General features: G+C 53.3%; 19 protein-coding genes. 3 read left to right on the top strand and 16 right to left on the bottom strand.

The features are described 5' to 3' along the window. The first annotated feature begins 93 nt into the window (after nt 1-93). Nucleotides 94-843: a GDSL-type esterase/lipase family protein gene (locus tag KNP64_RS03035; RefSeq protein ID WP_214763960.1), complete on the top strand. Its 750-nt coding sequence runs from the start codon at nt 94-96 to the stop codon at nt 841-843. 36 nt (nt 844-879) lie between these two features. Here KNP64_RS03035 and KNP64_RS03030 read toward each other — a convergent pair whose 3' ends face one another. Both KNP64_RS03030 and KNP64_RS03025 read right to left on the bottom strand, forming a co-directional pair. Next, nucleotides 880-1,551, bottom strand: a complete 672-nt coding sequence (locus tag KNP64_RS03030; protein ID WP_214763959.1) for a GNAT family N-acetyltransferase — start codon at nt 1,549-1,551, stop codon at nt 880-882. Further along, nucleotides 1,538-2,668, bottom strand: a complete 1,131-nt coding sequence (locus tag KNP64_RS03025; protein ID WP_214763958.1) for a mandelate racemase/muconate lactonizing enzyme family protein — start codon at nt 2,666-2,668, stop codon at nt 1,538-1,540. The genes KNP64_RS03030 and KNP64_RS03025 overlap by 14 nt, the downstream gene beginning before the upstream one ends. A 78-nt stretch (nt 2,669-2,746) precedes the next feature. On the opposite strand from KNP64_RS03025, the gene KNP64_RS03020 reads away from it, so the two are divergent. Further along, entirely contained in the window at nt 2,747-3,937 is a 1,191-nt protein-coding gene (locus tag KNP64_RS03020) for an HTH domain-containing protein (protein WP_214763957.1), read from the top strand. Nucleotides 3,938-3,954: 17 nt separating this feature from the next. Here KNP64_RS03020 and nhaC read toward each other — a convergent pair whose 3' ends face one another. The 14 genes from nhaC to KNP64_RS02950 all read right to left on the bottom strand — a co-directional run bounded on the left by nhaC (nt 3,955) and on the right by KNP64_RS02950 (nt 20,469). Then, entirely contained in the window at nt 3,955-5,355 is a 1,401-nt protein-coding gene (gene nhaC, locus KNP64_RS03015) for a Na+/H+ antiporter NhaC (RefSeq protein WP_214764025.1), read from the bottom strand. A gap of 164 nt (nt 5,356-5,519) precedes the next feature. Continuing rightward, nucleotides 5,520-6,617, bottom strand: coding sequence for an amidohydrolase (locus KNP64_RS03010; protein WP_214711005.1), 1,098 nt, complete (start codon nt 6,615-6,617; stop codon nt 5,520-5,522). A gap of 21 nt (nt 6,618-6,638) precedes the next feature. Then, nucleotides 6,639-6,983, bottom strand: a complete 345-nt coding sequence (locus KNP64_RS03005) for a DoxX family protein (protein ID WP_034777412.1) — start codon at nt 6,981-6,983, stop codon at nt 6,639-6,641. Between the two features lie 55 nt (nt 6,984-7,038). Then, a complete protein-coding gene (locus KNP64_RS03000; protein WP_214763956.1) occupies nt 7,039-8,301 on the bottom strand; it encodes a S1C family serine protease in 1,263 nt (420 codons plus the stop codon). Between the two features lie 121 nt (nt 8,302-8,422). Further along, entirely contained in the window at nt 8,423-9,241 is an 819-nt protein-coding gene (locus KNP64_RS02995) for a fumarylacetoacetate hydrolase family protein (RefSeq protein WP_214791439.1), read from the bottom strand. Nucleotides 9,242-9,295: 54 nt separating this feature from the next. Next, nucleotides 9,296-9,751, bottom strand: a complete 456-nt coding sequence (gene nrdG / locus KNP64_RS02990) for an anaerobic ribonucleoside-triphosphate reductase activating protein (protein WP_214763954.1) — start codon at nt 9,749-9,751, stop codon at nt 9,296-9,298. Next, nucleotides 9,729-11,573, bottom strand: a complete 1,845-nt coding sequence (locus tag KNP64_RS02985) for an anaerobic ribonucleoside triphosphate reductase (RefSeq protein WP_214791442.1) — start codon at nt 11,571-11,573, stop codon at nt 9,729-9,731. Before KNP64_RS02985 ends, nrdG begins: the two co-directional genes overlap by 23 nt. 191 nt (nt 11,574-11,764) lie before the next feature. Continuing rightward, on the bottom strand, nt 11,765-12,607 hold the full coding sequence (locus KNP64_RS02980; RefSeq protein WP_371815263.1) for a formate/nitrite transporter family protein: 843 nt from the start codon (nt 12,605-12,607) through the stop codon (nt 11,765-11,767). A gap of 210 nt (nt 12,608-12,817) precedes the next feature. Continuing rightward, nucleotides 12,818-13,477 (bottom strand): 50S ribosomal protein L25/general stress protein Ctc, encoded by a 660-nt coding sequence (locus KNP64_RS02975; protein WP_214763951.1) that lies wholly within the window; start codon nt 13,475-13,477, stop codon nt 12,818-12,820. A gap of 163 nt (nt 13,478-13,640) precedes the next feature. Continuing rightward, the gene (gene mutL, locus KNP64_RS02970; protein ID WP_214791444.1) at nt 13,641-15,443 is read right to left on the bottom strand and encodes a DNA mismatch repair endonuclease MutL; all 1,803 of its coding nucleotides are present in this window, start codon (nt 15,441-15,443) and stop codon (nt 13,641-13,643) included. A 4-nt stretch (nt 15,444-15,447) separates the two neighbouring features. Next, nucleotides 15,448-17,973, bottom strand: coding sequence for a DNA mismatch repair protein MutS (mutS, locus tag KNP64_RS02965; protein ID WP_214791446.1), 2,526 nt, complete (start codon nt 17,971-17,973; stop codon nt 15,448-15,450). Nucleotides 17,974-18,027: 54 nt separating this feature from the next. Next, nucleotides 18,028-18,459 carry a YlbF/YmcA family competence regulator gene (locus tag KNP64_RS02960; protein ID WP_021067281.1) on the bottom strand — a complete coding sequence of 144 codons (432 nt, stop codon included), beginning with the start codon at nt 18,457-18,459 and terminating at the stop codon, nt 18,028-18,030. A gap of 101 nt (nt 18,460-18,560) precedes the next feature. Then, the gene (locus KNP64_RS02955) at nt 18,561-18,989 is read right to left on the bottom strand and encodes a GNAT family N-acetyltransferase (RefSeq protein WP_214763948.1); all 429 of its coding nucleotides are present in this window, start codon (nt 18,987-18,989) and stop codon (nt 18,561-18,563) included. Nucleotides 18,990-19,005: 16 nt separating this feature from the next. Next, nucleotides 19,006-20,469 carry a phytoene desaturase family protein gene (locus KNP64_RS02950; RefSeq protein ID WP_214791448.1) on the bottom strand — a complete coding sequence of 488 codons (1,464 nt, stop codon included), beginning with the start codon at nt 20,467-20,469 and terminating at the stop codon, nt 19,006-19,008. A 141-nt stretch (nt 20,470-20,610) separates the two neighbouring features. Between KNP64_RS02950 and KNP64_RS02945 the strand changes: the two genes are divergently transcribed. Continuing rightward, nucleotides 20,611-21,111 carry a hypothetical protein gene (locus tag KNP64_RS02945; RefSeq protein ID WP_214791450.1) on the top strand — a complete coding sequence of 167 codons (501 nt, stop codon included), beginning with the start codon at nt 20,611-20,613 and terminating at the stop codon, nt 21,109-21,111. Nucleotides 21,112-21,117: the final 6 nt, after the last annotated feature.

Genomic DNA, 21,117 nt, shown 5'->3' with positions numbered 1-21,117 from the left:
CGGACTCGACCGCATCTGTCCTATTCGAACATTCACATAGGGCAGGTTAAAACTTATTTGATATGATAGTTCTATAGAAAGTGAGGGAATCACATGAAAAATGGGAAATGGTATTCGTTTTTAATCGGTTCGGTCTTCTTGACGGGCATCGCCTTATACGGTTTATGGATCGGCTATCAAGATATCGTCAACCCACCGGAACGCACACTCTCGATTAGTGAAGATTCGAGACCCGAACCGGTCGGTGACGTTTACGTCGCTTTAGGTGACTCCCTGACACGCGGCGTCGGGTCGACGTCAGGTGCTGGCTACGTTCAGCCGGTCGGTGAAACGCTCGACGAAGACGGCATTCGTACGCAGAACTTGGCCGTCTCTGGTGCCCGGACTGAGGATTTGTTGGCCCAACTCGAACAACCGGAAGTACGGCGAACAATTGAGAACGCCCGCTACATCACACTCACGATTGGCGGCAACGACCTGTTCAATCGCGGCGAGAATGTCGATAACTTTGAATCGGTCGATATCGAACAAGTCGTGACCGATGCCAAGACGAATTTGAATGACATCTTTGAACAAGTTCGCGGATTGAACGATACGGCACAAATCGTTTATATCGCGCTCTATAATCCATTCCAAGAGAACGAAAACGGTGAGGCGTTCAATCAACTGATTCTCGATTGGAACGCCTCGGCGGCCAGTTTCGGAAACGCACAACGCATCGACGTAATCGACCCGTTCGCATACGTCTCTGACGTCTCACGTGACCTCGCGACCGACCAGTTCCATCCGAGCGACCGGACGTACGAAAAGTTAGCCGAGGACGTCCTGTTCATCCTCGAATAAGTAAGATGGCCTGATCATCGCGATCAGGCCATTTTCTCATCGTTCATATTTGACGAGCCAGCTCTCCCCGTCGCGCGTCATGGACGTTCCGTACCAACCCTCCTTCAACAAGGCGCCCTGTTGCTCCGTCTCGCCCATCTCGAGCCATGTCGCTTCTCCGGCCGGTCGCCAGTCGCTGTGCAGTTCCTTCATAAAGATGTAGCGCAACTTCCCGCCATACTTCGGTTTAAGGGCACCGATGCGAAGCCCGAGGGCAAACTTGTCTTTCAAGCTCGGGATGTTGAATGGTGCCACGGTCGCACAGACGAGGTCGAATTGGCTACCATGTTCCAGCTCTTTCATCAGAAGCCTGCCGAGATGCTGTTGCAGGCCGTAGCCGCGGTAGTCCGGATGGACGTTCGTCACTTCTTGATAAATGATGCGTTCCAGTCCCTCTGATGGATAACCGATATCATAGCCGAGATGCTCGTCATCGAGCGGTGGGATGAGGAGCGCGCGGAACGCGATCAACGTTCCCTTGTGATATGCCCCGATGAGCGTCCGGTCCGTCAACAACTTCACAAACTCCTCCGTCGACAAGGACTGATACTGGCTCCCTTCCGTCAGTGTATCCATGACATCCTGTTGCACCGCCTCGATTTGTTCCAGGTCGGTCATCGCCAAATAGGTGACCTCGATGTCGAGGCCGTTACAATCACTGCGCCACATGATCGGTCCCTCCGACGACGTACGTCGCGGTCGTCAGACGTAATAAGACAGATTCATCGACGTCGACACCGAGACCTGGTCGTTCAGACAATCGAATGAACGGAAGGTCGTACGTCAAATTGCCGATGTCTTCTGCGAAACGGAGCGGCCCTGTCAATTCGACCGATTGGACGATTTTGCTCGAGAACGCGACGTGGAAACCTGCACTCGAGGCGACCGACGACTCGACCATCGACCCGATTTGGCACTCAATACCTGACATCTCGGCCATATGGACAAGTTTTTTCGCCGGGTAGATGCCGCCGCACTTCATCAGTTTAATGTTCACTTTGTGGGCGGCCTGCGTCATCGTCAGACGACGCATTTCGGTTACACCCCGCACGCCTTCATCAATCATGAGCGGGACCGAGATTTTCCCTTTTACTTCTACCATGCCTTCAAAATCGTCGGCTTTGACCGGCTGTTCGATCCAATCGATATTGAATGGTTCGAGCAACTTCATCGCCTGGAGCGTCTTGGCAGCATTGACCCAACCTTGATTGACATCGACCCGAATCGGAACCTCCGCTCCGACGGCTCGACGAACCGCCTCGACACGTCGTACGTCCGAGGTGGCATCGACGCCGACTTTCATCTTGACGGCTGTATAGCCTTGTTCGATTTGTTCGCGCGCCTCGGCCGCCATCGCTTCCGGATCTCCGATGCTTAACACGTGCGTGACCGGGAAGGCATCGTGATAACGGCCGCCAAGCAACTCATACACAGGCAAGCCAAGTTTTTTACCAACAACGTCGTGGCAGGCAATATCAAGCGCCGCCTTCGCCGCCGGCACGTCCCGGATGGCTCGGTCCATCACGTCATGGATTCGTTCCATATGCATCGGGTTTTGCCCGATCAAAAGTGGTCCTAGCACATGTCGGATGACGCTAATTGTACTGTCGAGCGATTCGCCCGTGACGTGCTCATCAGCGACGGCCTCGCCGTAACCGACATGTCCACACTCGGTCGTCAGTTTCACGATCACCGACGGCATGTCGTCGTAGCGGTGATAACTGACGATGAACGGTACTTTCAGTGGTAGACGTATCGCAAACAGCTCGATTTTCTTTATTCTCATATTTATTCCCCTTTACTTTTTATATATCATTAGCTATATTGTCGTTAAATAGTCGTTAAATTGCAAGGAGGAGTTTTGATGTCCATCCATATCGCCATCGTCGGGTCGCACGAATTTGTGGCGACTATCCGTACCCTCGGTGCCCCAGAAGGTGTTCGGTTCGCGTATCACCCTTACGAGCATCCCCATGAAGCAGCCGTTATTGCCAAAACGCTCGGCTCGTTCGATGGTGTCTTTTTTTCCGGGTCGTTCCCGTTCACTTATGCGGCCCCCTACCTTCAAAACGTGGCGACCCATCACGTCGTCCAAGACGAGACTGTCCTATTAACGACACTTCTCTATGCGACGCTCACCCATTCAGTCCCTCTTGATCAACTGTCCATCGATTTGGTCGAGCCGGAGCGCTTGACGTCAATCCTCGAGTCGTTCCCGAATCATGCCTCGACTCCTTCCGTTATGAAAATCGAACCGAATATCGCTTTCGAAGACGTGATTACTTTTCACACGGAGCACCGGGCCAAGCAGGCGAAACTGGCCGTGACGAGCATCGAACAAGTTCATCGTCAACTCGTCCGTGATGGGTATCATAGTCTATTGATGATCGAGCCGCGGACCACGGTCGAGCGCCATCTCGATATGTTAATTCAACGAATTCGACGCCAGTTCGCGGACGATGCCCAGTTCGCCATCATTCGTTTCGAGACCGACGACAAGGCATTACTCGAACATTTGAAAGTGGTCCGCTACCTTGGCGGACACATCGAATCGACCGACGATGGTCGTATCACGCTACTTACGACACGAGGCGAGACGAACAACGCCCTCGATACAAGTACGCTCAGCCCAACAGGTGATTATCGAATCGGAATCGGCTATGGCACACAATATCAACAAGCATACGAACATGCTGAAATCGCACTATCGGCCGCGAGCAAGGAGCGCATTCGAATCGTCGACGATTCAAAACGCTTGTCCTTCCCGAACCGTGAGGACCGCATCCCCTATCGAGTGACCGAAGTAGCGGTCTTTGACGTCATCAAGCAAGCCGGGATCAGTCCGGTCAACATCGGTAAAATTATGCAGTTCTCAAAGCACCATCTCGAATTCACGGCAAAAGAGTTGACCGACCATCTCGCCGTCTCAAGACGGACGACGGAGCGACTCATCAAAAAATTACATGACGCGCAACTGATCGAAGTGATTGGTGAAGAGATGAGTTACAACCAAGGACGACCTCGTGCCGTCTATAAATTTAATTTCCCGACCTGAATAGGCCGGGAAATTTTTCATTGTGCTGCTTGTTTTTCGAGTGGCGGTTCCACACTCTGCACAGCAATCCGTGCAATCGTGAAGCCTGTGAACGCATAGATAATCGAGATGACCGGAACGATGAAGTTCAAGATCGCGTATGGCGCATATTCGAACGCCCCGACGCCGAGCGTCCCGAGAATGAACACACCGCACGTGTTCCATGGGATGAAGACCGACGTCAGTGTCCCGCCGTCCTCGAGTGCCCGGGACAAGTTTTTCGACTGAAGCCCCATTTTCTCATAAGCACCTGCAAACATACGAGATGGAACGACGATCGAGATGTATTGTTCGGAACACGTGGCGTTCGTTGCTACCCCGGCGAGAATCGTCGACGCAATCATCGAACCGGCCGTCTTCGCTAGTTTGACGATTTGATTCATAATCGATTGCAGCATCCCCGAGTATTCTAAAATCCCTCCGAACGTCATCGCGACGATCGTCATCGAGACGGTGTACATCATCGCGTCGAGACCGCCCCGACTGAACAAGCTGTCGACGAGTTCATTACCGGTGTCGATCACATACCCGCTCTGCAACGCCCCGACGCTGTCTGCGAGCGAACCGCCTTGGACGATGACTTGGGCGAGAAAGCCGAGCGCAATCCCGACGACGAGTGCCGGAATGGCCGGTACTTTCCTCGCGACAAGGACGATGACAGCAAGTGGAATCAATAGGAGCCACGGCGAGATGACGAAGCTGTCCTGTAAAATACCGAGTGTTTGGACGATTTCTGAAGAGTCCGTCGTCGTCTCACTGAACCGTCTGCCAAGCCACCAATAGGCGCCGAGCGCGATGACGAGCCCTGGAATCGTCGTGTAGAGCATATGCCGAATATGTTCGAACAAGTTCGTGTGCGTCAAACCTGCCGCGAGGTTCGTCGTATCCGACAACGGGGACATCTTATCCCCGAAGTATGCCCCTGAGATGACAGCTCCGGCGACCATCGGTGCTGGTATCCCCATACTCAGCCCGATGCCCATCCCGGCGACGCCAATCGTTCCCATCGTCGACCATGAGCTGCCAATCGAGAGCGCGACGACCGAGCAGATGATACAAATCGTCACCGTAAAATAGGCCGGTGAAATAATCGTCAATCCGTAATAAATCATCGTAGCGACGACGCCTCCCCCGATCCAGGCACCAATCGTTAAACCGACCAAGATGATGATGACGACGGCCGGTAGTGCGAGCCGAATCCCTTTGTACATCATCTCCTCGATCTCTTTCCACTTGTACCCGTGTCGCCATGCGACGAGCGACGCGACCGCTGTCCCGACGATGAGTGGGATGTGCGGCCCTTGTTCCAATTTGACGATGGCTACGAGCATGATCCCGATCATGACAAGTAGCGGCAATACCGCCCAGCGAAGCTTCATGTCTACCTTGTTCCCCTGTTGTTCCATGTGTCTTCCTCCCCGATAGCGAAAAATTCAGAATTGTCGTTATATTGTCGCTAATAAGTAGATGATAACGCTTACATTTAAAGTTGGCAATAAAAAAATGAACGAGCTCATCCCGCCCGTCCATCTAGTCAATCGCTTCAATTATCGTTTGCGGCCCTGCGCAACGTATCGGCGAGTAAGGCAGCCGCTTCTGGTAAGACGTCCCGATCGAACGACATATGAGGATGATGGAGCCCCGGTGTCAAGTTCGCGCCGATTCCAATCATCGTCGCATCGAGTCCCGGCTGTTCGACCGTATAGAAATGAAAGTCGTCACTACCTGATGTAATGATCCGGTCGACGAGCGCGTTTTTCCCGAATCGGTCGACAATCGCTTCGGCCGCATGTCGGCTCGAGCGTTCGCCGATCTCCGCACCCGGTGTGAAGTCTTGCCAGTCCCAGTGGATGGTGACATCATGAAGGACGGCGATTTGCTGCAACAGCGTCTCGACGCGGTCACGTAACGCCAGCAGCTCCTTGTTCTGTTGAGCCCGGACGTCGAGTGAGAACGTCGCGTTCCCTGGGATGATATTCAAATTATCGCTACCGGCCTGGACGCCCGTCAACTTGATCGAATGGGGCTCGAACGGCGACAAGTAGATGCTTTTGAGCATCTGTTGAATCGTAAAGATGACATCTAACGCGTTTTGACCTTGATGCGGTCGCGCGCCATGGGCATCGTCCCCGATAACGCTTCCTCTTAGAAAGAATGCGGCTCCGTGTTGAATCGCAGCCGCATATTGTCCGCGCTGCAATTCCTCGAGCGGTCGCAAGTGGATGCCATACAGCTGACTCACTCCTTCGAGTGCCCCTTTTTGAATCATCGCGAGCGAGCCGTTCCCTTGTTCTTCAGCCGGTTGGAAAATGAAGCGAATCCGCTTCGATAGCATCTCATGTTTCAACAGGTCGAGCGCGCCGAGCACCATGCTGATGTTGGCGTCGTGCCCGCATGAGTGATTGGCTTGAAACGTCCCGTCGACTTGTTGCCATAAGGCATCGATATCGGCCCGGACAGCGATGACGTCATCACCTTGCCCAATCTCTGCGATGACCCCGGTCACGTCCGCAAACGTCTCGTGACGGACTTGCCATGACGTCAAGATGTCGGCAATCGTCTTCGTCGTCTCAACCTCTTTCCAGCTCACTTCCGGATGAGCATGAAAATGCTCAAACCAGTTCAATACGTTCGTCGTCATGATCAATTCCCCCATATGTACTTATATTTTTTTGACCCCTTTGATTAAGAGCCACTGCAGTGGCAATCGGGCCCACGTGACCCATTTTGGGAGCGGTATCTTGCCTAGTTTCGACGGTTTGAGCGCCATGTTGATATTGGCTGGGAACACCGCGATTAAGAAAGCGGGTAATGTCCCTTTCACGAAGCGCGTCCCTTTGTTCATGAGCAACAACACACCATAGACGACCTCGATGACCCCGCTTGCCTGGACCATGAATCGTTTGAACGGCCATGATTTCGGAATAATCGACATGAACGCCCGTTCCTGAATGAAGTGCATGATGCCGGCCCCTAGAAATAAAATCCCGTATAGTTTACGAATCAACTGAACCCCTCCTTTTTTCTAAGCATAACAATAAAGATGGGCTGCGTGCCCATCTTTACAGTGCGTCTCCATTTGCGTTTTGAATCTCGACATCGACCGTTTCGGTCTTACCGTCACGAACGTATTCGATTGTCACGGTCCCGTCCGCGTCTCGAATCAGTTCACTCCGCAGGTCGATGAACGATGAGACAGCCTGATCGTTGATTTTCACGATGACATCGCGTGCCTCAAGTCCTGCCCGTGCAGCCGAACTGTTCGCTTGCACTTCAACGATGATCGTGCCCGACGTCACCGACTCCGGCAAATTGATTTGCTCGGTCAAGTACCCCGGTGGGAACTCCGACACGTCCCGAAGCGAGACGCCGAGCGATGGATGATTCACTTCGCCCGTCTGCTCGATTTGATTGATGAGCGGCAAAGCGATATCGACCGGGATGGAGAAGCCGACCCCTTCGACCGAGTCGGTCGCGATTTTCATCGAGTTGATCCCAATCAATTGTCCTGATTCGTTGATTAACGCGCCACCGGAGTTACCAGGGTTGATGGCCGCGTCCGTCTGAATGACTTCGGCGTTGAAGTCGGCTTGTCCGTTCTCATCCGTATCGACCGGGACGAGACGTGACGTCGACGAGACGACGCCGCGTGTGACCGAGTTCTCAAACTGGCCGAGCGGGTTCCCGATGGCGACGACGGTTTGCCCCGGTTTCAACTCGCTCGACTTTCCAATCGAGATGACGGACGAGACTTTGTCCGCATCGACTTCGAGCACGGCCAAGTCATACGTGGCGTCGCTACCCATCAATTTGGCGTCCGCTGTCGATCCGTCATTGAATGTCACGGTCAAACGGTCAGCACCGTTGACGACGTGATGGTTCGTGACGATGTAAGCCGAGTCGCCGTCTTTCTTATAGATGACACCCGAGCCGACCCCGGCTTCGACAGCTTCACTTGAAAAACCGTTTGACGCGAAATTGTTCACCGTCACGACAGCAGGCTGTGCGGTCGCGACCGCATCGGTGACCGAGCTGTCCGTTGTCGTAGACGTCGTCTGGATCGGCGACCCTTCCGACGTCACGTTCGTATCAGACACATTTGTCGGCACTTGATCGATGAACGGAAAAGCGATGGCGCCAGTCAAGACGGCACCAATCACGCCGCCGACAAACCCAGGGAACATCCGGCCGACGAACGATGGTCGGGCCGGTTGCTCTGCGCTCGACGGTTCTTGTCGTTGTTCTGACGAGCCGAGCTCGGTATCGAGCCAATCCTCGCGGTGATTCTGTTCATTTGATTCTGTTGGACGATCATTGCGTTCCATGTGTAATCATCTCCTATATGATGTTTCCTCTTTGTTCTACCCTTAGTATAAGAGGCATAGTCATCGTTTTGCGGAAATGAAGCATCGATTACAAGATTCTTCACAATTTGCGTCAATTGGGTCAGACGATGACGTTACGGAGCGTCCCGAGTCCCGTGATGCTCACTTCGACCGTGTCTCCTGATTGGAGATAGACGGGCGGCTTCATGCCGTGGCCGACGCCGGCCGGTGTGCCGGTCGCGATGATGTCTCCCGCTTCAAGTGTCATGCCCTTTGACAAAGTCCGAATTAACTCTTCGATCGGGCAAATCATATCCGCCGTCGACCCATCTTGACGTGTCTCGCCATTGACGACCGTTTGAATCGTGAGTGGGAACGAGAGCTCATCCGGTGTGACGATATATGGCCCCATCGGACAGAACGTATCGAACGATTTGCCGCGGAAAAACTGGACGTGTTGTTTTTGCACATCCCTGGCCGTGATATCGTTCAAAATCGTATAGCCAAAAATATGGGCATCGACGTCGTCAATATCCCGCCCTGATTTCCCGATAATGACGGCGAGTTCGCCTTCATAGTCGAGCTGGTCGGTCAATTCGGGGTGACGTTCGACGACAGCCTCTGGGCCGACGACCGAGGTTGGCGCTTTCGTGAAGATGACGAGCTTACCGGCCCCCGCCGTATCCATCTCTTTCACATGCTCTTCGTAATTTTTCCCGATACAGATGACATTTTTGAGCGGACGATACGGTGCGACGAACGTGACGTCTTGAAGCGCCAGCCTTGGCGCGACATCTAGATCGACATCCGGTTCAAACTCACGCGCGATGACTTCTAACAGCGAAGTCGTATGTAATTGGTCACTGACGTCATAGACGAACTCTCCTGCCACGACACCGACCCTTTGCTCTCCGTCAACTTGAAAACTACACCATTTCATCAAAATTCCCCCTTTTTTGCTAGTATACAAAAAATCGGGACACGACGGCCCCGATTACGCTTTGTTCAAGAAAATAATCCGCTGGTTGCTCGATCCTCGAAACCGGAGCGACCGGTCCATGAGCGGCTGTTCGAAACGCCCATCGACGAGCACATCGGCACGGTCGAGCACGCTTGTGACGAATTCGTCGTTCATGGCTTGCAACTGTTCGAGCGTATAGCCCGTATACACCCAAACGTTTTTCTGAAGGGCCTTACATCCGTCGACGAGCCGGGCCAATTCTTCCGGTTGAAGAAATGGTTCCCCGCCTGAAATCGTCACCCCGTCCCAGCCTGATTGTTCGATTTGAGCGAGTAAGTCCGCGACCGAGACGTCTTGTCCTCCACGTGGATTCCAAGATTCTGGATTATGACACCCAGGGCAACGGTGCGGGCAGCCCGCCGTAAAGATGACCGTGCGAATGCCTGGACCGTCGACGACCGATTCTTCAAGTACGGATAGGACGCGCATGATGCTTCACCCTCGCTCGTTCTTCTTCTCGTTTTGCCGAATTCCACCGGTCCATCGTCCCGACCAAGTAGCCGGTAATGCGACGAATCCGTTCAATTCGTTCATGTTCGCCACATGTCGGGCACGCTTCGTCGATAATCCCTTCAAGGCCGCAGTTGCCACAACGGTCGACCGGATGGTTGATCGACCCGTAGCCAACGTTCTCGGTCCGCATGAGCCGGACGATCTCTTCGACCGCTTCCGCATTATGGGCGAGCGATCCGTCGACTTCGACATACGTGATATGACCCGCATCACAGAGCGCGTGGTAAGGCGCTTCGAGACGGACTTTATCGCGAATCGAGACCGATTGATACACGGGCACATGAAACGAGTTCGTATAAAAGGCGCGGTCGGTCACACCTTCGATCATCCCAAACGATTGCTGATCTCTCGTCACAAATTTACCCGACAATCCTTCGGCCGGGGTCGCCAAAAGAGAAAAGTTCAAATCGTATCGTTCCGATGCCTGCTTCATTCGATCACGTAAATGAGTGACGATATCGAGCCCAAGCCGTTCCGCCTCTCGCGACTCGGCATGCGTGCCACCTGTGAGCACACGAAGCGCTTCGGCGAGACCGATAAATCCAACCGAGAGCGTCCCTTGCTTCAGTACCTCGCGAAGATTGTCTTCTGGACCGAGTCTCTCTCCACCCCGCCAGACGTGTTGGGCATAGAGAAACCGAAATTCGTCGGCGTGCCGCTTCGCTTGATAGTCGAATCGTTCGAGCAATTGATCGATGGCGACGTCGACATAGGCGTCGAGCGTCTCATAAAACGAATGGATGTTCGAAGCGACAAGCGCCATCTTGACCAAATTTAACGTCGAGAACGATAAGTTGCCGCGTCCAATCGACGTCTCGGCACCATGCCGATTCCCCATCACCCTTGTCCGACAACCCATGTAGGCGACTTCCGAGCCGTGCGTCCCGTCGTAGTATTGAAGGTTGAACGGAGCATCGACGAACGAGAAGTTCGGGAATAACCGCTTGCCCGTCACACGACAGGCGAGACGGAACAAGTCGACGTTCGGATCGTCCTCATGGAAGTTGACCCCTTCTTTCACTTTAAAGATTTGAATCGGGAAAATCGGCGTCTCCCCGTTACCGAGCCCTCGCTCGGTCGCGCGCAGCAACTCTCGAATGAATATGCGTCCCCACCGGCTCGTGTCGGTGCCGTAATTGATGGAAACGAACGGTACTTGTCCGCCACCACGTGAGTGCATCGAGTTGGCGTTGTGGATGAACGCCTCACACGCTTGATACGTCGCCGCGATTGTTTCAGACTCGGCAGTTTCAAAGAGTTGCTCGGTCGTCCATTCGACTGGTAGCTTTTTGAGCCGCTCGAGCTGACGTTCATACGTCTTTTCGACATACGGTGCGAGGTCGACATCAAACATCGGGAAAGCTTGACCGCCGTGTTGCATGTTTTGGTTCGCTTGAAGAATAATCGAAGCGAGCGCCATCGCCGAGCGGATATCCTGGGGCGGTCGAATCGTCCCGTGCCCGGTATGAAATCCGTTCGTGAGCAAGTGGCCGAGCGGGATTTGACAACACGTCGTCGATCCTGTCACGTAGTAGTCGGCGTCATGGATATACAAAAAATTATCCTCGACGGCTTGACGTGACCGATCTGATAATAGATATGTCGTCGACAATTGTTTTGATACTTCTGAGGATAATCGTGCCAATTTTCCAAGTGGTGATTTCCCGTCGACGTTGGCGTTCTCTTGTACGAGGTCCTGATCTGGGAGAACACAGACATCTTCATAAAGCTGGAGCATATTCACTCCGCATCACCTCACTATATATTGATTACAAGCGAGTTAATTACTCGCTTAAGTTCCATATATAGATTATGTCATGTTTTTCTGGGAAGTAGTGAAGTCTAAATTGTGAGCATTAAGTGTGACGTATTCGCAAAAAAATAGCCGAGCCCTCATCTGGACTCGACCATACCTTAATGTGAACCATATCACAACTCTTTAGCAGGCTTTACGATTTTAAATTCGACTTCTTCTTTTTCTTCTGACTCTTGGGCTTCACGCAAGCCTTTCGCGTTCAACCATGTATAAATCGCACCCATGAACAAGGCACCACCGATGATATTCCCGAACGTGGCTGGGATCAAGTTGTGGATCGCGCCGGCAAAGCTGATCGCCTCAGGATGCGGGACGACGAGCGTGAGGGCGAACAAGACGAAGTTGGCGATGACGTGATCAAATCCTGAGGCGAAGAAAACGGCGACGAGGAAGATCATCGAGAAGATTTGGGCGAACTCGTTTTTCATTTGCTTCGGCAAGAAGATGGCAAGACAGACCATCCAGTTGCAGAAGATTGCGCGGAAGAAAATTTCGACCGTCGTGTGGTGCATCTTGCTTTCGACGACCGAGAACAGCCAGTTGTCCATCCCAAGTTCTTGGATGACACCGGTCGGAGCGAGCAGCAAGGCGAACAAAACGCCACCGAGCGCATTCCCGACAAAGCAGAGCAACCAGACGAGCATCGTGTCGCTGAGCGTCGTGTATCCCCGCATCGTCGAGGTTGTGAAGTACATCGTATTCCCGGTGAACAGTTCGGCTCCGCCATAGATGATCATGACGAGGGCGATCCCGAATGAGAATCCTCCGATGAGCGTTGTGAACGGAGAATCGATCAAATACATTCCGTTGACGACTTTCAGTGTGAAAATTGAAGCGAATCCGATAAAGATCCCCGCGAGCATTGCTCGTAAAAAGTACTCCATTGGCCGATAATGAATCATTTGCGAAGATGCCTGTGCTTTCTTCCGCAACGATTCGAGTGCATGGATTTCCATTGATGCCATGTCACAAACCCTTCTTTCTGTTTGAATGAAACCATTATAATAAGAACGAACATGTGAAATCATTAACAATATAAGCCCGAAACGAATAAATTGCAATCGCCCCTTCCACATGTTGACACATTTTTCACATCGTAATCGTTTACATTTGTCGGATTTGTGACTAGAAAAAAACGACCCTTCGCAAAGGGCCGTTCGAAATGATTATTCTTTGTTTTCAGAAGTCTCTTCCGACTCTTCCGTTGAAGTTTCTGACGCCTCTTCAGTCGCTTCAACTTCGCCTTCTGTCGCTGTATCAGCTTCAAGGTCTTCGACCGCCACCGGTTCATTCACCGATGCGATTTGAAGATCACCCTCAGATACGATTTCGTAATCTTTGTTCTCTGGAATATCAGCGACAGTGAGCGAGTCACCGATGCCGAGTTCAGAAACATCAAGCTCGATACGCTCCGGAATGTTGGCTGGTGTTGCCGAGACCGTTACTTTATAGAGCGTCTGTGCCAAGTAGCCGCCTTCTTTGACGCCTTTCGCGTCGCCGACGAGTGTGACGTCCGCTTCGACTTCTGTCGCTTCGTCCATCTTCACTGCCATAAATTCGACGTGCTTGTATTCGTTCGTGAATGGGTCGACTTCTGTCCCGTGAACGAGTGTATTCACTTTCTTACCATCGATATTGAGTTCGATCAAAGCGTTGTCGCCGTGTTCACGAAGAATCTTACGAAGTGCCATCTCTTCGAATGCGACCGGTGTGCTTTCAACTTTGTAGCCGTAAACGACACCTAACACTTTTCCTTCTTTACGCAAGTTAGCGCGGACCGAACGTGGTCGTAATTCTCGTTTCGTTACTTTAAGCGTGTCTGCCATAATCTTTTCCCCCTACTGGTTTATCGATCATGTCTACATCTTGAGGGTGAGGCAGTGAAAAAGCCACCTCTCAACCTCGATGCGTTGAGTGACATGTGTATATTGTTCCCATAGCCACCTATCCATAAACGTAACAGGAGGTTAAAAAAAGATTACAGGCGTGTCACATAACGCGTTTAAATAGCTTCTCGAGCTCGTACGTGCTCCACTTCACTAAAATCGGACGTCCGTGCGGACACGTGTACGGAGACGTCGTCTGATTCAAATCGTGAAGCAATTGCCGCATCATCTCGTGGTTCAACGGATGGTTCGCTTTAATCGACCGTTTGCACGCCATCAAAATCGACGCGTCTTCCCGATATTTAGCGATGTCAATGGAGCGATCCCGAATCGCCATCTCTATCAAATCACGGACCGTTCCTTCTAAATCATGTTGCGGGTACCACGTCGGAATCTCTCTAACGAGGAACGTATTGCCGCCGAACGGCTCCAATTCGAGACCTGCTTCTTTTAAAAGCGGAGTGACTTCTTCAATCGCGAGCGCCTCTTCTTGCGTGAACTCGAGCGTGAGCGGAAGCAGCAATAACTGGTATTCCTTGTCAGGATTCCCGAGCTGCTCGTAAAACAACTCATATTTGATTCGTTCCTGGGCCGCGTGTTGGTCGATGACGTACATCCCGTCCTCGGCACCACAGACGATATAACTCGCATGCAATTGACCGATGACGTCGAGCGGCGGCAACCGCTCTCCTTTCGTCTCGATTGTTTCCGATTCGACCGTCGACGCTATCGGCTCAGGCGCTTCATTGACGAGCGGGGTCGGCGACCAACGACTCGGTGACGTGACAGGCTCACGTGGAATTGGATAATTCCACGTCGGCGATTCTTCCGTGACCGGCGCCCGTTCAACCGTGAAATCAAGTCGCTCTTGTTCGGTCCGATCGACCGGTCGCTCTTTCGGTTTGACCGACGGGATTAAACGCTGTTCCCGGAGTGTCAGTTGGACCGTCTCGCGAATCAACTGACAGAGCTCTTTCTCTTTTGAAAGCCGAACTTCTCGTTTCGTCGGGTGGACGTTGACATCGATCAGCATCGGGTCCATGTTCACTTCGAGGACAGCGATCGGATAACGACCAATCGGTAGCAGCGTGTGGTAGCCTTCGAGCACACTTTGGGTCAACGCAAAGTTCTTGATGCTCCGACCGTTCAAGATGAGCGTCACGTACTGCTTGTTCGACCGGGTCACTTCCGGACGGACGAGATGGGCGCTCAAACTATAGTCGTTCGTCTTACTCGACGCCGTGACAATTTGGGCCGCGACTTGTCGGCCATAGATGGCGAGCATGACTTGTTTGATGTCTCCGTTCCCGCTCGTCCTGAGCAGCTCCTTGTCTTCATGGAACGCCGTGAGGCGCACTTCCGGGTGGGACAAGGCGATCCGGTTCAACGTGTCGGTGATGCTCGCCAGTTCCGTCGCGGACGTTTTCAAATACTTCAATCGGGCTGGTGTATTATAGAACAATTGACTGACGGCTATCTCCGTCCCAACGTTCGCCGCGGCCGGTGTTTGCGCCGTGACAACGCCGCCTTGAAGCGTCATCTCGAACCCGTCTTCCTCGGCCCGGCGTGACTTCAGCGTCACATGGCTGACCGAAGCAATCGAGGCGAGCGCCTCCCCACGGAAGCCGAGCGTGCGAATCCGGAACAAGTCGTGCTCGTCCCGAATCTTACTCGTCGCATGACGTAAAAAGGCGCGCGGGGCGTCCTCTTCATAAAACCCGTGCCCGTTATCGCGGACTTTAATGAGACGGATGCCCGCTTCCTCCGAATCGACTTCGATCTTGGTGGCGCCGGCGTCAATCGCGTTCTCGACGAGCTCTTTCACGACCGAGGCCGGTCGCTCGACGACTTCGCCAGCCGCGATTCGGTTGGCCAGTTGTTCCGGTAACTCCTGTATGATTCCCATCGACTCACCCCTTCTTCGCGGATTGTTGGAGCGCATAGAGCGCTTGCATCGCCTCGATCGGGTTCATCACCAACAAATCGAGTTCGAGCAATTGTCGTTTAATCTCGTCTTCCGCCTCAAAGAGCGATAGTTGGGCCACGGGTTCTGCCGTTCCCGGATGTTCAACAGCTGCCCGTTCCGGTTTCGAGTCCGTCTCAAGTTGAGACAAGATGGTCCGCGCCCGTTCAATCAAATCACGGGGCAATTCAGCGAGCTCAGCGACATGAATCCCGTACGACTTATCGGCCCGCCCCGGATGTACTTCATGTAGAAACACGACACGCCCGTCTCGCTCGATGGCGCGGACGTGCACGTTCTCAAGAGCAGGGATCGTGTCTTCGAGCACGGTTAGCTCGTGATAGTGGGTCGAGAACAACGTCTTCGCTCCAATTGTCGAAGCGATGTATTCAACGATAGCCTGGGCGAGCGCCATGCCATCATACGTCGACGTCCCCCGACCGATCTCATCGAGCAAGATGAGGCTGTGTTCGGTCGCCTCTGTCACCGCTTGGCGTGTCTCCGTCATCTCGACCATGAACGTCGACTGGCCGCTCACCAAGTCATCGGCCGCACCGATGCGGGTAAAGATGCGATCAAACAATGGAATCTCAGCCGCTTCAGCCGGCACGAACGACCCGATTTGATGCAAGATGGCGATCAAGGCGAATTGACGCATATACGTCGATTTACCGGACATGTTCGGTCCGGTGATTAAGAGCATGCGCCGCGTGTCGTCGAGCGTCAAATCGTTGGCGACGTATTCACCGCGTGGTAGCACCGTCTCGATGACCGGATGGCGGCCACGATCGATTTGGACGTTCGTCGACGTCGTCGGCCGGACATAGTCCCGTTTTTCGGCGACGATGGCGAGCGCGAGCAAGACGTCGAGCTCACTGAGCGAGCGCGCCAGTTGTTGGAGCGGTTTCGTCTCTTGCTTGACTTGGTCACGCAAGGCGACGAATAAATCATACTCGAGCGTGCAACTCTTCTCTTCAGCCCCGAGAATGAGCGCTTCTTTCTCTTTTAACTCGGGTGTGACGTAACGCTCGGCGTTCGTCAGCGTCTGTTTCCGTTCGTAACGTCCCTCTTCGAGCAGGCGGGCGTTCGCTTTCGTCACTTCCAAGTAATAACCGAAGACACGATTATAGCCGATTTTCAGCGACTTGATGCCGGTCGCGACCCGCTCTTGTTGCTCGAGATTGGCAATCCATGTCTTTCCGTTCGCTTTCGCCTCGAGCAGTTCGTCGAGTTCGGCCGAATAGCCGGCACGAATCATCCCACCCTCTTTAATCGAGATCGGTGGCGCCTCGACAAGCGCTGCCTGGAGCATGCTGGCTAAGTCGTCGAATGTGTCGAGCGTATCATCGATTTGACGAAGCCGTGAGGCCGTGACGCCTTCGAGCAAGGCCCGCACCGCCGGGATGCGCTCGAGTGTGTTCCGGAGTTGGACGAGGTCACGGGCGTTGGCCGTCCCGTAACCGACTTTGGCGACGAGCCGTTCGATATCGTAGACGTGACGTAGCTGTTCACGCAACTGGTCACGAAGCATGAAGTCATCGACCAAGTTCTCGACCGCATCTTGTCGGCCCCGAATCGCCTGCTCGGTATAGAGCGGCTGTTCGAGCCAACGTTTCAGCAATCGTCCCCCCATCGCCGTCGTCGTCTCATCAAGCAAGGCGAGAAGCGACCCTTTCCGTTCACCGGACCGGGCCGACCGAAACAATTCCAAGTTCCGGGCCGTGTTGGCATCGAGTTGCATATGGGCCTCGACTTCATAGGCGACGGCCGGTTGGAGATGATCGAGGGCGCGTTTTTGCGTGCGCGTCAAATAAGCGAACAGCAATTCAAACGCGCTCACTTGCGCCTCGTCTTTCGCTCCGCTCGACAACGGGCTCGCTAGCCGCTCTGTCTGGACCGACAACGGGATGCCTAGCGGAGCGAGTTGTTGTCTTAATTCGTCGTCGGCAACAATAATCTCACTCGGCGCTAGCCCTTCCACTTCTCGTGACACAGCTTCTTGCGATGACAACGTCGTTAACCATGACTCACCTGTCGTCACATCGCCGCGGGCAATCCCGAAACGGCCTGCTACGTTCACGACCGATAGTAAATACCGGTTCTCTTTCTCACCGAGTGCAGCCATGTATGTACCCGGCGTGATGACTTGGATGACTTCACGTTTGACGAGCCCTTTCGTCGCTTTCGGATCTTCCATCTGTTCACAGATGGCCACGTTGAACCCTTTTTCGATCAGCTGTTCAATGTAGATAGCGGCAGAGTGATGTGGTACGCCACACATTGGAATCGGGTGCTCAGCGTTCTTCCCGTTTTTCGCGGTCAATGTCAACTCAAGTTCTTTGGCGACGATTTGGGCATCTTCAAAGAACAGCTCGTAAAAGTCACCGAGCCGGTAGAAGAGAAAGGCGTCTGGATAATCAGCCTTGATTGAAAAGTATTGTTTCATCATCGGGGTTTGATGTATCGTTTCCATTCGTGTTCACCTCTAGAAATTAGAACAGCTGACCAAAGGCCAGCTGTCTGTTTGTTAGTATCCGCAGCCGCCGCGTGATTTCTCCGCTGCCATACCGCTTCCTGTTTTACCGGCGAGAACGTCACCGTCCGTCGACTCGATAATGCGATCTGTCACCGAGTTGGCGAGTGTGACCGTCACGTATTGAAGCAAATCGTTCACTTCGACTTGCGTCTCCTGAAACGCCTGGACAACCGGGATCGAATCGAGTTCGTCCATCGCCTTGTCGATTTTCAGCTCAACTTTGGCGAGTGCTTCCGTCTTCCCGTAGTGCTTGCAGTTGACGGCTTCTTTTTGTAAATATTTGATACGTTTGATCAACGTTTGAACGCGTTCACTTTCGTTCACTTTCGTTTCCGCTTCTTTGAAGCGGGCCACTTCCGGCGTGCTCGCCAATAAGTCGGCTAATTCTCTCGCTTTTTGAATCACAGTTTGATCAGTCACCATCGTAAACCCCTTTGCTCTCTATGATTGAACGCACGTCTTGACGCACGCAAGTATTCCTCATCATTCTACCACGAACTTATGGCAAACGGTACCGCATCGATTCACTTCGAGACGGTCGCCGTCCGAACCATATCGACGTGAGGAATCCCGTCCTCTAAGTACTCCTCGCTCGTTCGTGTGAACCCGAAGCTCGCATAGAACGGCTCCACGTATGTCTGTGCTTGCAAGTACAAATCGCGATCCCCAAAGTCAGCCACGGCTTCTTGCATCAAACGCCGCGAATGGCCTTGTCCCCGATGCGTCGATTTCGTGACGACACGGCCGATGGCGATCGGCGACTCCTCCTCGAGGACACGTAACGCCGCGATCGGGCGACCATCAGCCTCAATCCAGTAATGGACCGCCGCCACGTCTTTCCCATCGACTTCTTGATATGGACAATCTTGTTCCACGACAAAGATTTCGGTCCGGAGCGCCAATAACTCATAGAGTTCTCTCGTCGTCAATTCGTCAAACCGTTTTTTATGCATCTCCACTTGTCTCCCCTCATAACTTCGAACCGAGCGCTCGGGCGACATGAAGCCCGCTCGTCATCGCCCCGATTGTGCCTGCCCCCGGAAATACTGTATCCCCGCAGACATACAGGTTCGGCAAGGTTGTCCGGTAGCTCGCCGCATGGAACAAAGCTTGTTGCGGTGTTTGGGCATAACCACCGACCGCGCCGTGCGGACGTTTCGTATATTTCACCCACGCCCCTGGTCCCCCGGGCAACATGACAGACGATTCGCCGTTCCAGTCCGGGAACGCTCGACTCACAACCGAGACGAGGCGCTCGGTCCAATCTGTCTCTAGTTTCTCATACGTCGCCTTGTCTTTCCAAGCCTGCCACTCTGTCAAATCGATATGGGTCGAGACGGTGACGGTCCGTTCCGGTCGCTCGGTCCGGAGCGAATCATCTGCGGCTGACATCGAGATGAAGGCGTGTCCTGACGGTAAGTCATCGCTATACACTTGTTGGAACAGCGGACGGTTCATGCATATCGCTTCGGGTAACGTGACGTACAGACTGAACGTTCCCCATTGCGAGCGCTTTAAGTGACCCCCGTACTGCTTGCTGAATTGACGTGACGTATCTCCGCTCAGCAGTTGAGCGGTCGCCTCGAGCGGGATGGCGGAGACGACGACATCGACGAGGTCGAGCCGGCCCAGCCGATCGGTCAAGAGCCAACCGTCCGCCACGCGCTCGAGTTTGACGATTTGTCGTCCGAGAAGGGTTTGTCCGCCGTCTTTTTGAATCGAGCGCTCCAAGGCGTGAGCGAGCGTGTACAAGCCGCCATCGACGTAAAATGCCCCTTCGTGGTAAATCGATAACGCGACGGCCGCGAGCAAGTGACTCGCCTCGCGAGCTCCGGTCTGAAGACTATCGAGCAAAATCCCGTCGATGACCCGTTCGAACGCCGTCCCGTTCAATCGATGCCGTTTTAACGTTGTACCGAGCGGCCGGTATAACTTCCGAAACGCACGTAGTTGCGTCGGTCGAAAACCACGTATCGCAACCGATGCGTCATGAATCGTTCGAAACGGCAACGCCGGTAGCGTCTCAAACAAAGGACGAATCGTCTCAAAGTCACTCCACACTTCTTCAAAGAAAGCATGAATTCGCGGGGCGAGGTCAGGAAACGTCGATTCGAGTTCTGCTAAAAACTGATCCCGGTCTTGATGATAATGGACGGTCTTTCCATCGAGATGAATATGCATCACCTCGCTTAACGGACGAACGTCAATCGTTTCCCCTAAATAAGATAAAACCCGCTCATGTAGTCCGCCCGGTTCAAATCCCATCCCGAGCGTCGCCCCGGCTGGGAACCGGTAGTCACCGCGCTCGAACTTACCGGCACAACCACCCCACTCCCGCGATGATTCAAACACCGTCACGTCATGACCAATCCGACTTGCCAACGCCCCGGTCGTCAACCCGGCAACTCCTCCACCGATAATCCCGATTCTCATTCCTCATCCCCTCCTGACTTCATCATACATGGGTTCCTTGTATCCGAGATGTTTCGACGTGTTCCTTAGACATATTTCACCGGTCAGGCAGGGTTCTGCCGGTAGATGGCGAAAAAATCGATAAAGGACAGGTGAAACCATATGCGAAGTCGGGTCATCATTTATCTGCTCATCCCTATCTTAATTTTTATCGGCATTCTCATCACCCCGCCATCGGAAGAATCACAAAAATTTGCCACGATGACGGCTGTCAACATTCAAGAGATGATTCCGTATGAACGGGAATACACGACACAGAAAGTCTTACTAGAAGAAGTAAAAGATGGCCGCGAGGCGATCATTGAGGAATGGCGGCTCGAACGCGGCGCCCGGACGACATATAGTTACATCCTCCGGCTCCAAGGGTTCGAGACGGTGATTCAAGTCGATGCCGGGGCGGCCAACACGCGCTCGGACGGCTATTATGCCATGCAGGCGCACAGTCCCGTGTTCGAAGCGGACGAACCGCTGTCGACCGGTTATCCGATTGTGCTCTTCGCCAGCGAGCAACGGCTCGTTTTAAACCAGATGGAAGTTCGTGTTCTTTATGAAGAAGACGGTAAGATTGAAAAATGGCGCATCCTTGAATCTGAAAAATCTTAAAATAAT

Source organism: Exiguobacterium sp. s64 (assembly GCF_018618035.1).
Taxonomy (GTDB): Bacteria; Bacillota; Bacilli; order Exiguobacteriales; family Exiguobacteriaceae; genus Exiguobacterium; species Exiguobacterium mexicanum_A.
The sequence above is the reverse complement of the archived record's forward strand: the minus strand, read 5'-3'. Positions and strand labels throughout refer to the sequence as shown.

Bases quoted from the DNA above. Each gene is read 5' to 3' on its own strand.
- KNP64_RS03035 (WP_214763960.1), top strand. From the start codon at position 94: ATGAAAAATGGGAAATGGTATTCGTTTTTAATCGGTTCGGTCTTCTTG.
- KNP64_RS03030 (WP_214763959.1), bottom strand. From the start codon at position 1,551: ATGTGGCGCAGTGATTGTAACGGCCTCGACATCGAGGTCACCTATTTG.
- KNP64_RS03025 (WP_214763958.1), bottom strand. From the start codon at position 2,668: ATGAGAATAAAGAAAATCGAGCTGTTTGCGATACGTCTACCACTGAAA.
- KNP64_RS03020 (WP_214763957.1), top strand. From the start codon at position 2,747: ATGTCCATCCATATCGCCATCGTCGGGTCGCACGAATTTGTGGCGACT.
- nhaC (WP_214764025.1), bottom strand. From the start codon at position 5,355: ATGAAGCTTCGCTGGGCGGTATTGCCGCTACTTGTCATGATCGGGATC.
- KNP64_RS03010 (WP_214711005.1), bottom strand. From the start codon at position 6,617: ATGACGACGAACGTATTGAACTGGTTTGAGCATTTTCATGCTCATCCG.
- KNP64_RS03000 (WP_214763956.1), bottom strand. From the start codon at position 8,301: ATGGAACGCAATGATCGTCCAACAGAATCAAATGAACAGAATCACCGC.
- KNP64_RS02995 (WP_214791439.1), bottom strand. From the start codon at position 9,241: ATGAAATGGTGTAGTTTTCAAGTTGACGGAGAGCAAAGGGTCGGTGTC.
- nrdG (WP_214763954.1), bottom strand. From the start codon at position 9,751: ATGCGCGTCCTATCCGTACTTGAAGAATCGGTCGTCGACGGTCCAGGC.
- KNP64_RS02985 (WP_214791442.1), bottom strand. From the start codon at position 11,573: ATGCTCCAGCTTTATGAAGATGTCTGTGTTCTCCCAGATCAGGACCTC.
- KNP64_RS02980 (WP_371815263.1), bottom strand. From the start codon at position 12,607: ATGGAAATCCATGCACTCGAATCGTTGCGGAAGAAAGCACAGGCATCT.
- KNP64_RS02975 (WP_214763951.1), bottom strand. From the start codon at position 13,477: ATGGCAGACACGCTTAAAGTAACGAAACGAGAATTACGACCACGTTCG.
- mutL (WP_214791444.1), bottom strand. From the start codon at position 15,443: ATGGGAATCATACAGGAGTTACCGGAACAACTGGCCAACCGAATCGCG.
- mutS (WP_214791446.1), bottom strand. From the start codon at position 17,973: ATGGAAACGATACATCAAACCCCGATGATGAAACAATACTTTTCAATC.
- KNP64_RS02960 (WP_021067281.1), bottom strand. From the start codon at position 18,459: ATGGTGACTGATCAAACTGTGATTCAAAAAGCGAGAGAATTAGCCGAC.
- KNP64_RS02955 (WP_214763948.1), bottom strand. From the start codon at position 18,989: ATGCATAAAAAACGGTTTGACGAATTGACGACGAGAGAACTCTATGAG.
- KNP64_RS02950 (WP_214791448.1), bottom strand. From the start codon at position 20,469: ATGAGAATCGGGATTATCGGTGGAGGAGTTGCCGGGTTGACGACCGGG.
- KNP64_RS02945 (WP_214791450.1), top strand. From the start codon at position 20,611: ATGCGAAGTCGGGTCATCATTTATCTGCTCATCCCTATCTTAATTTTT.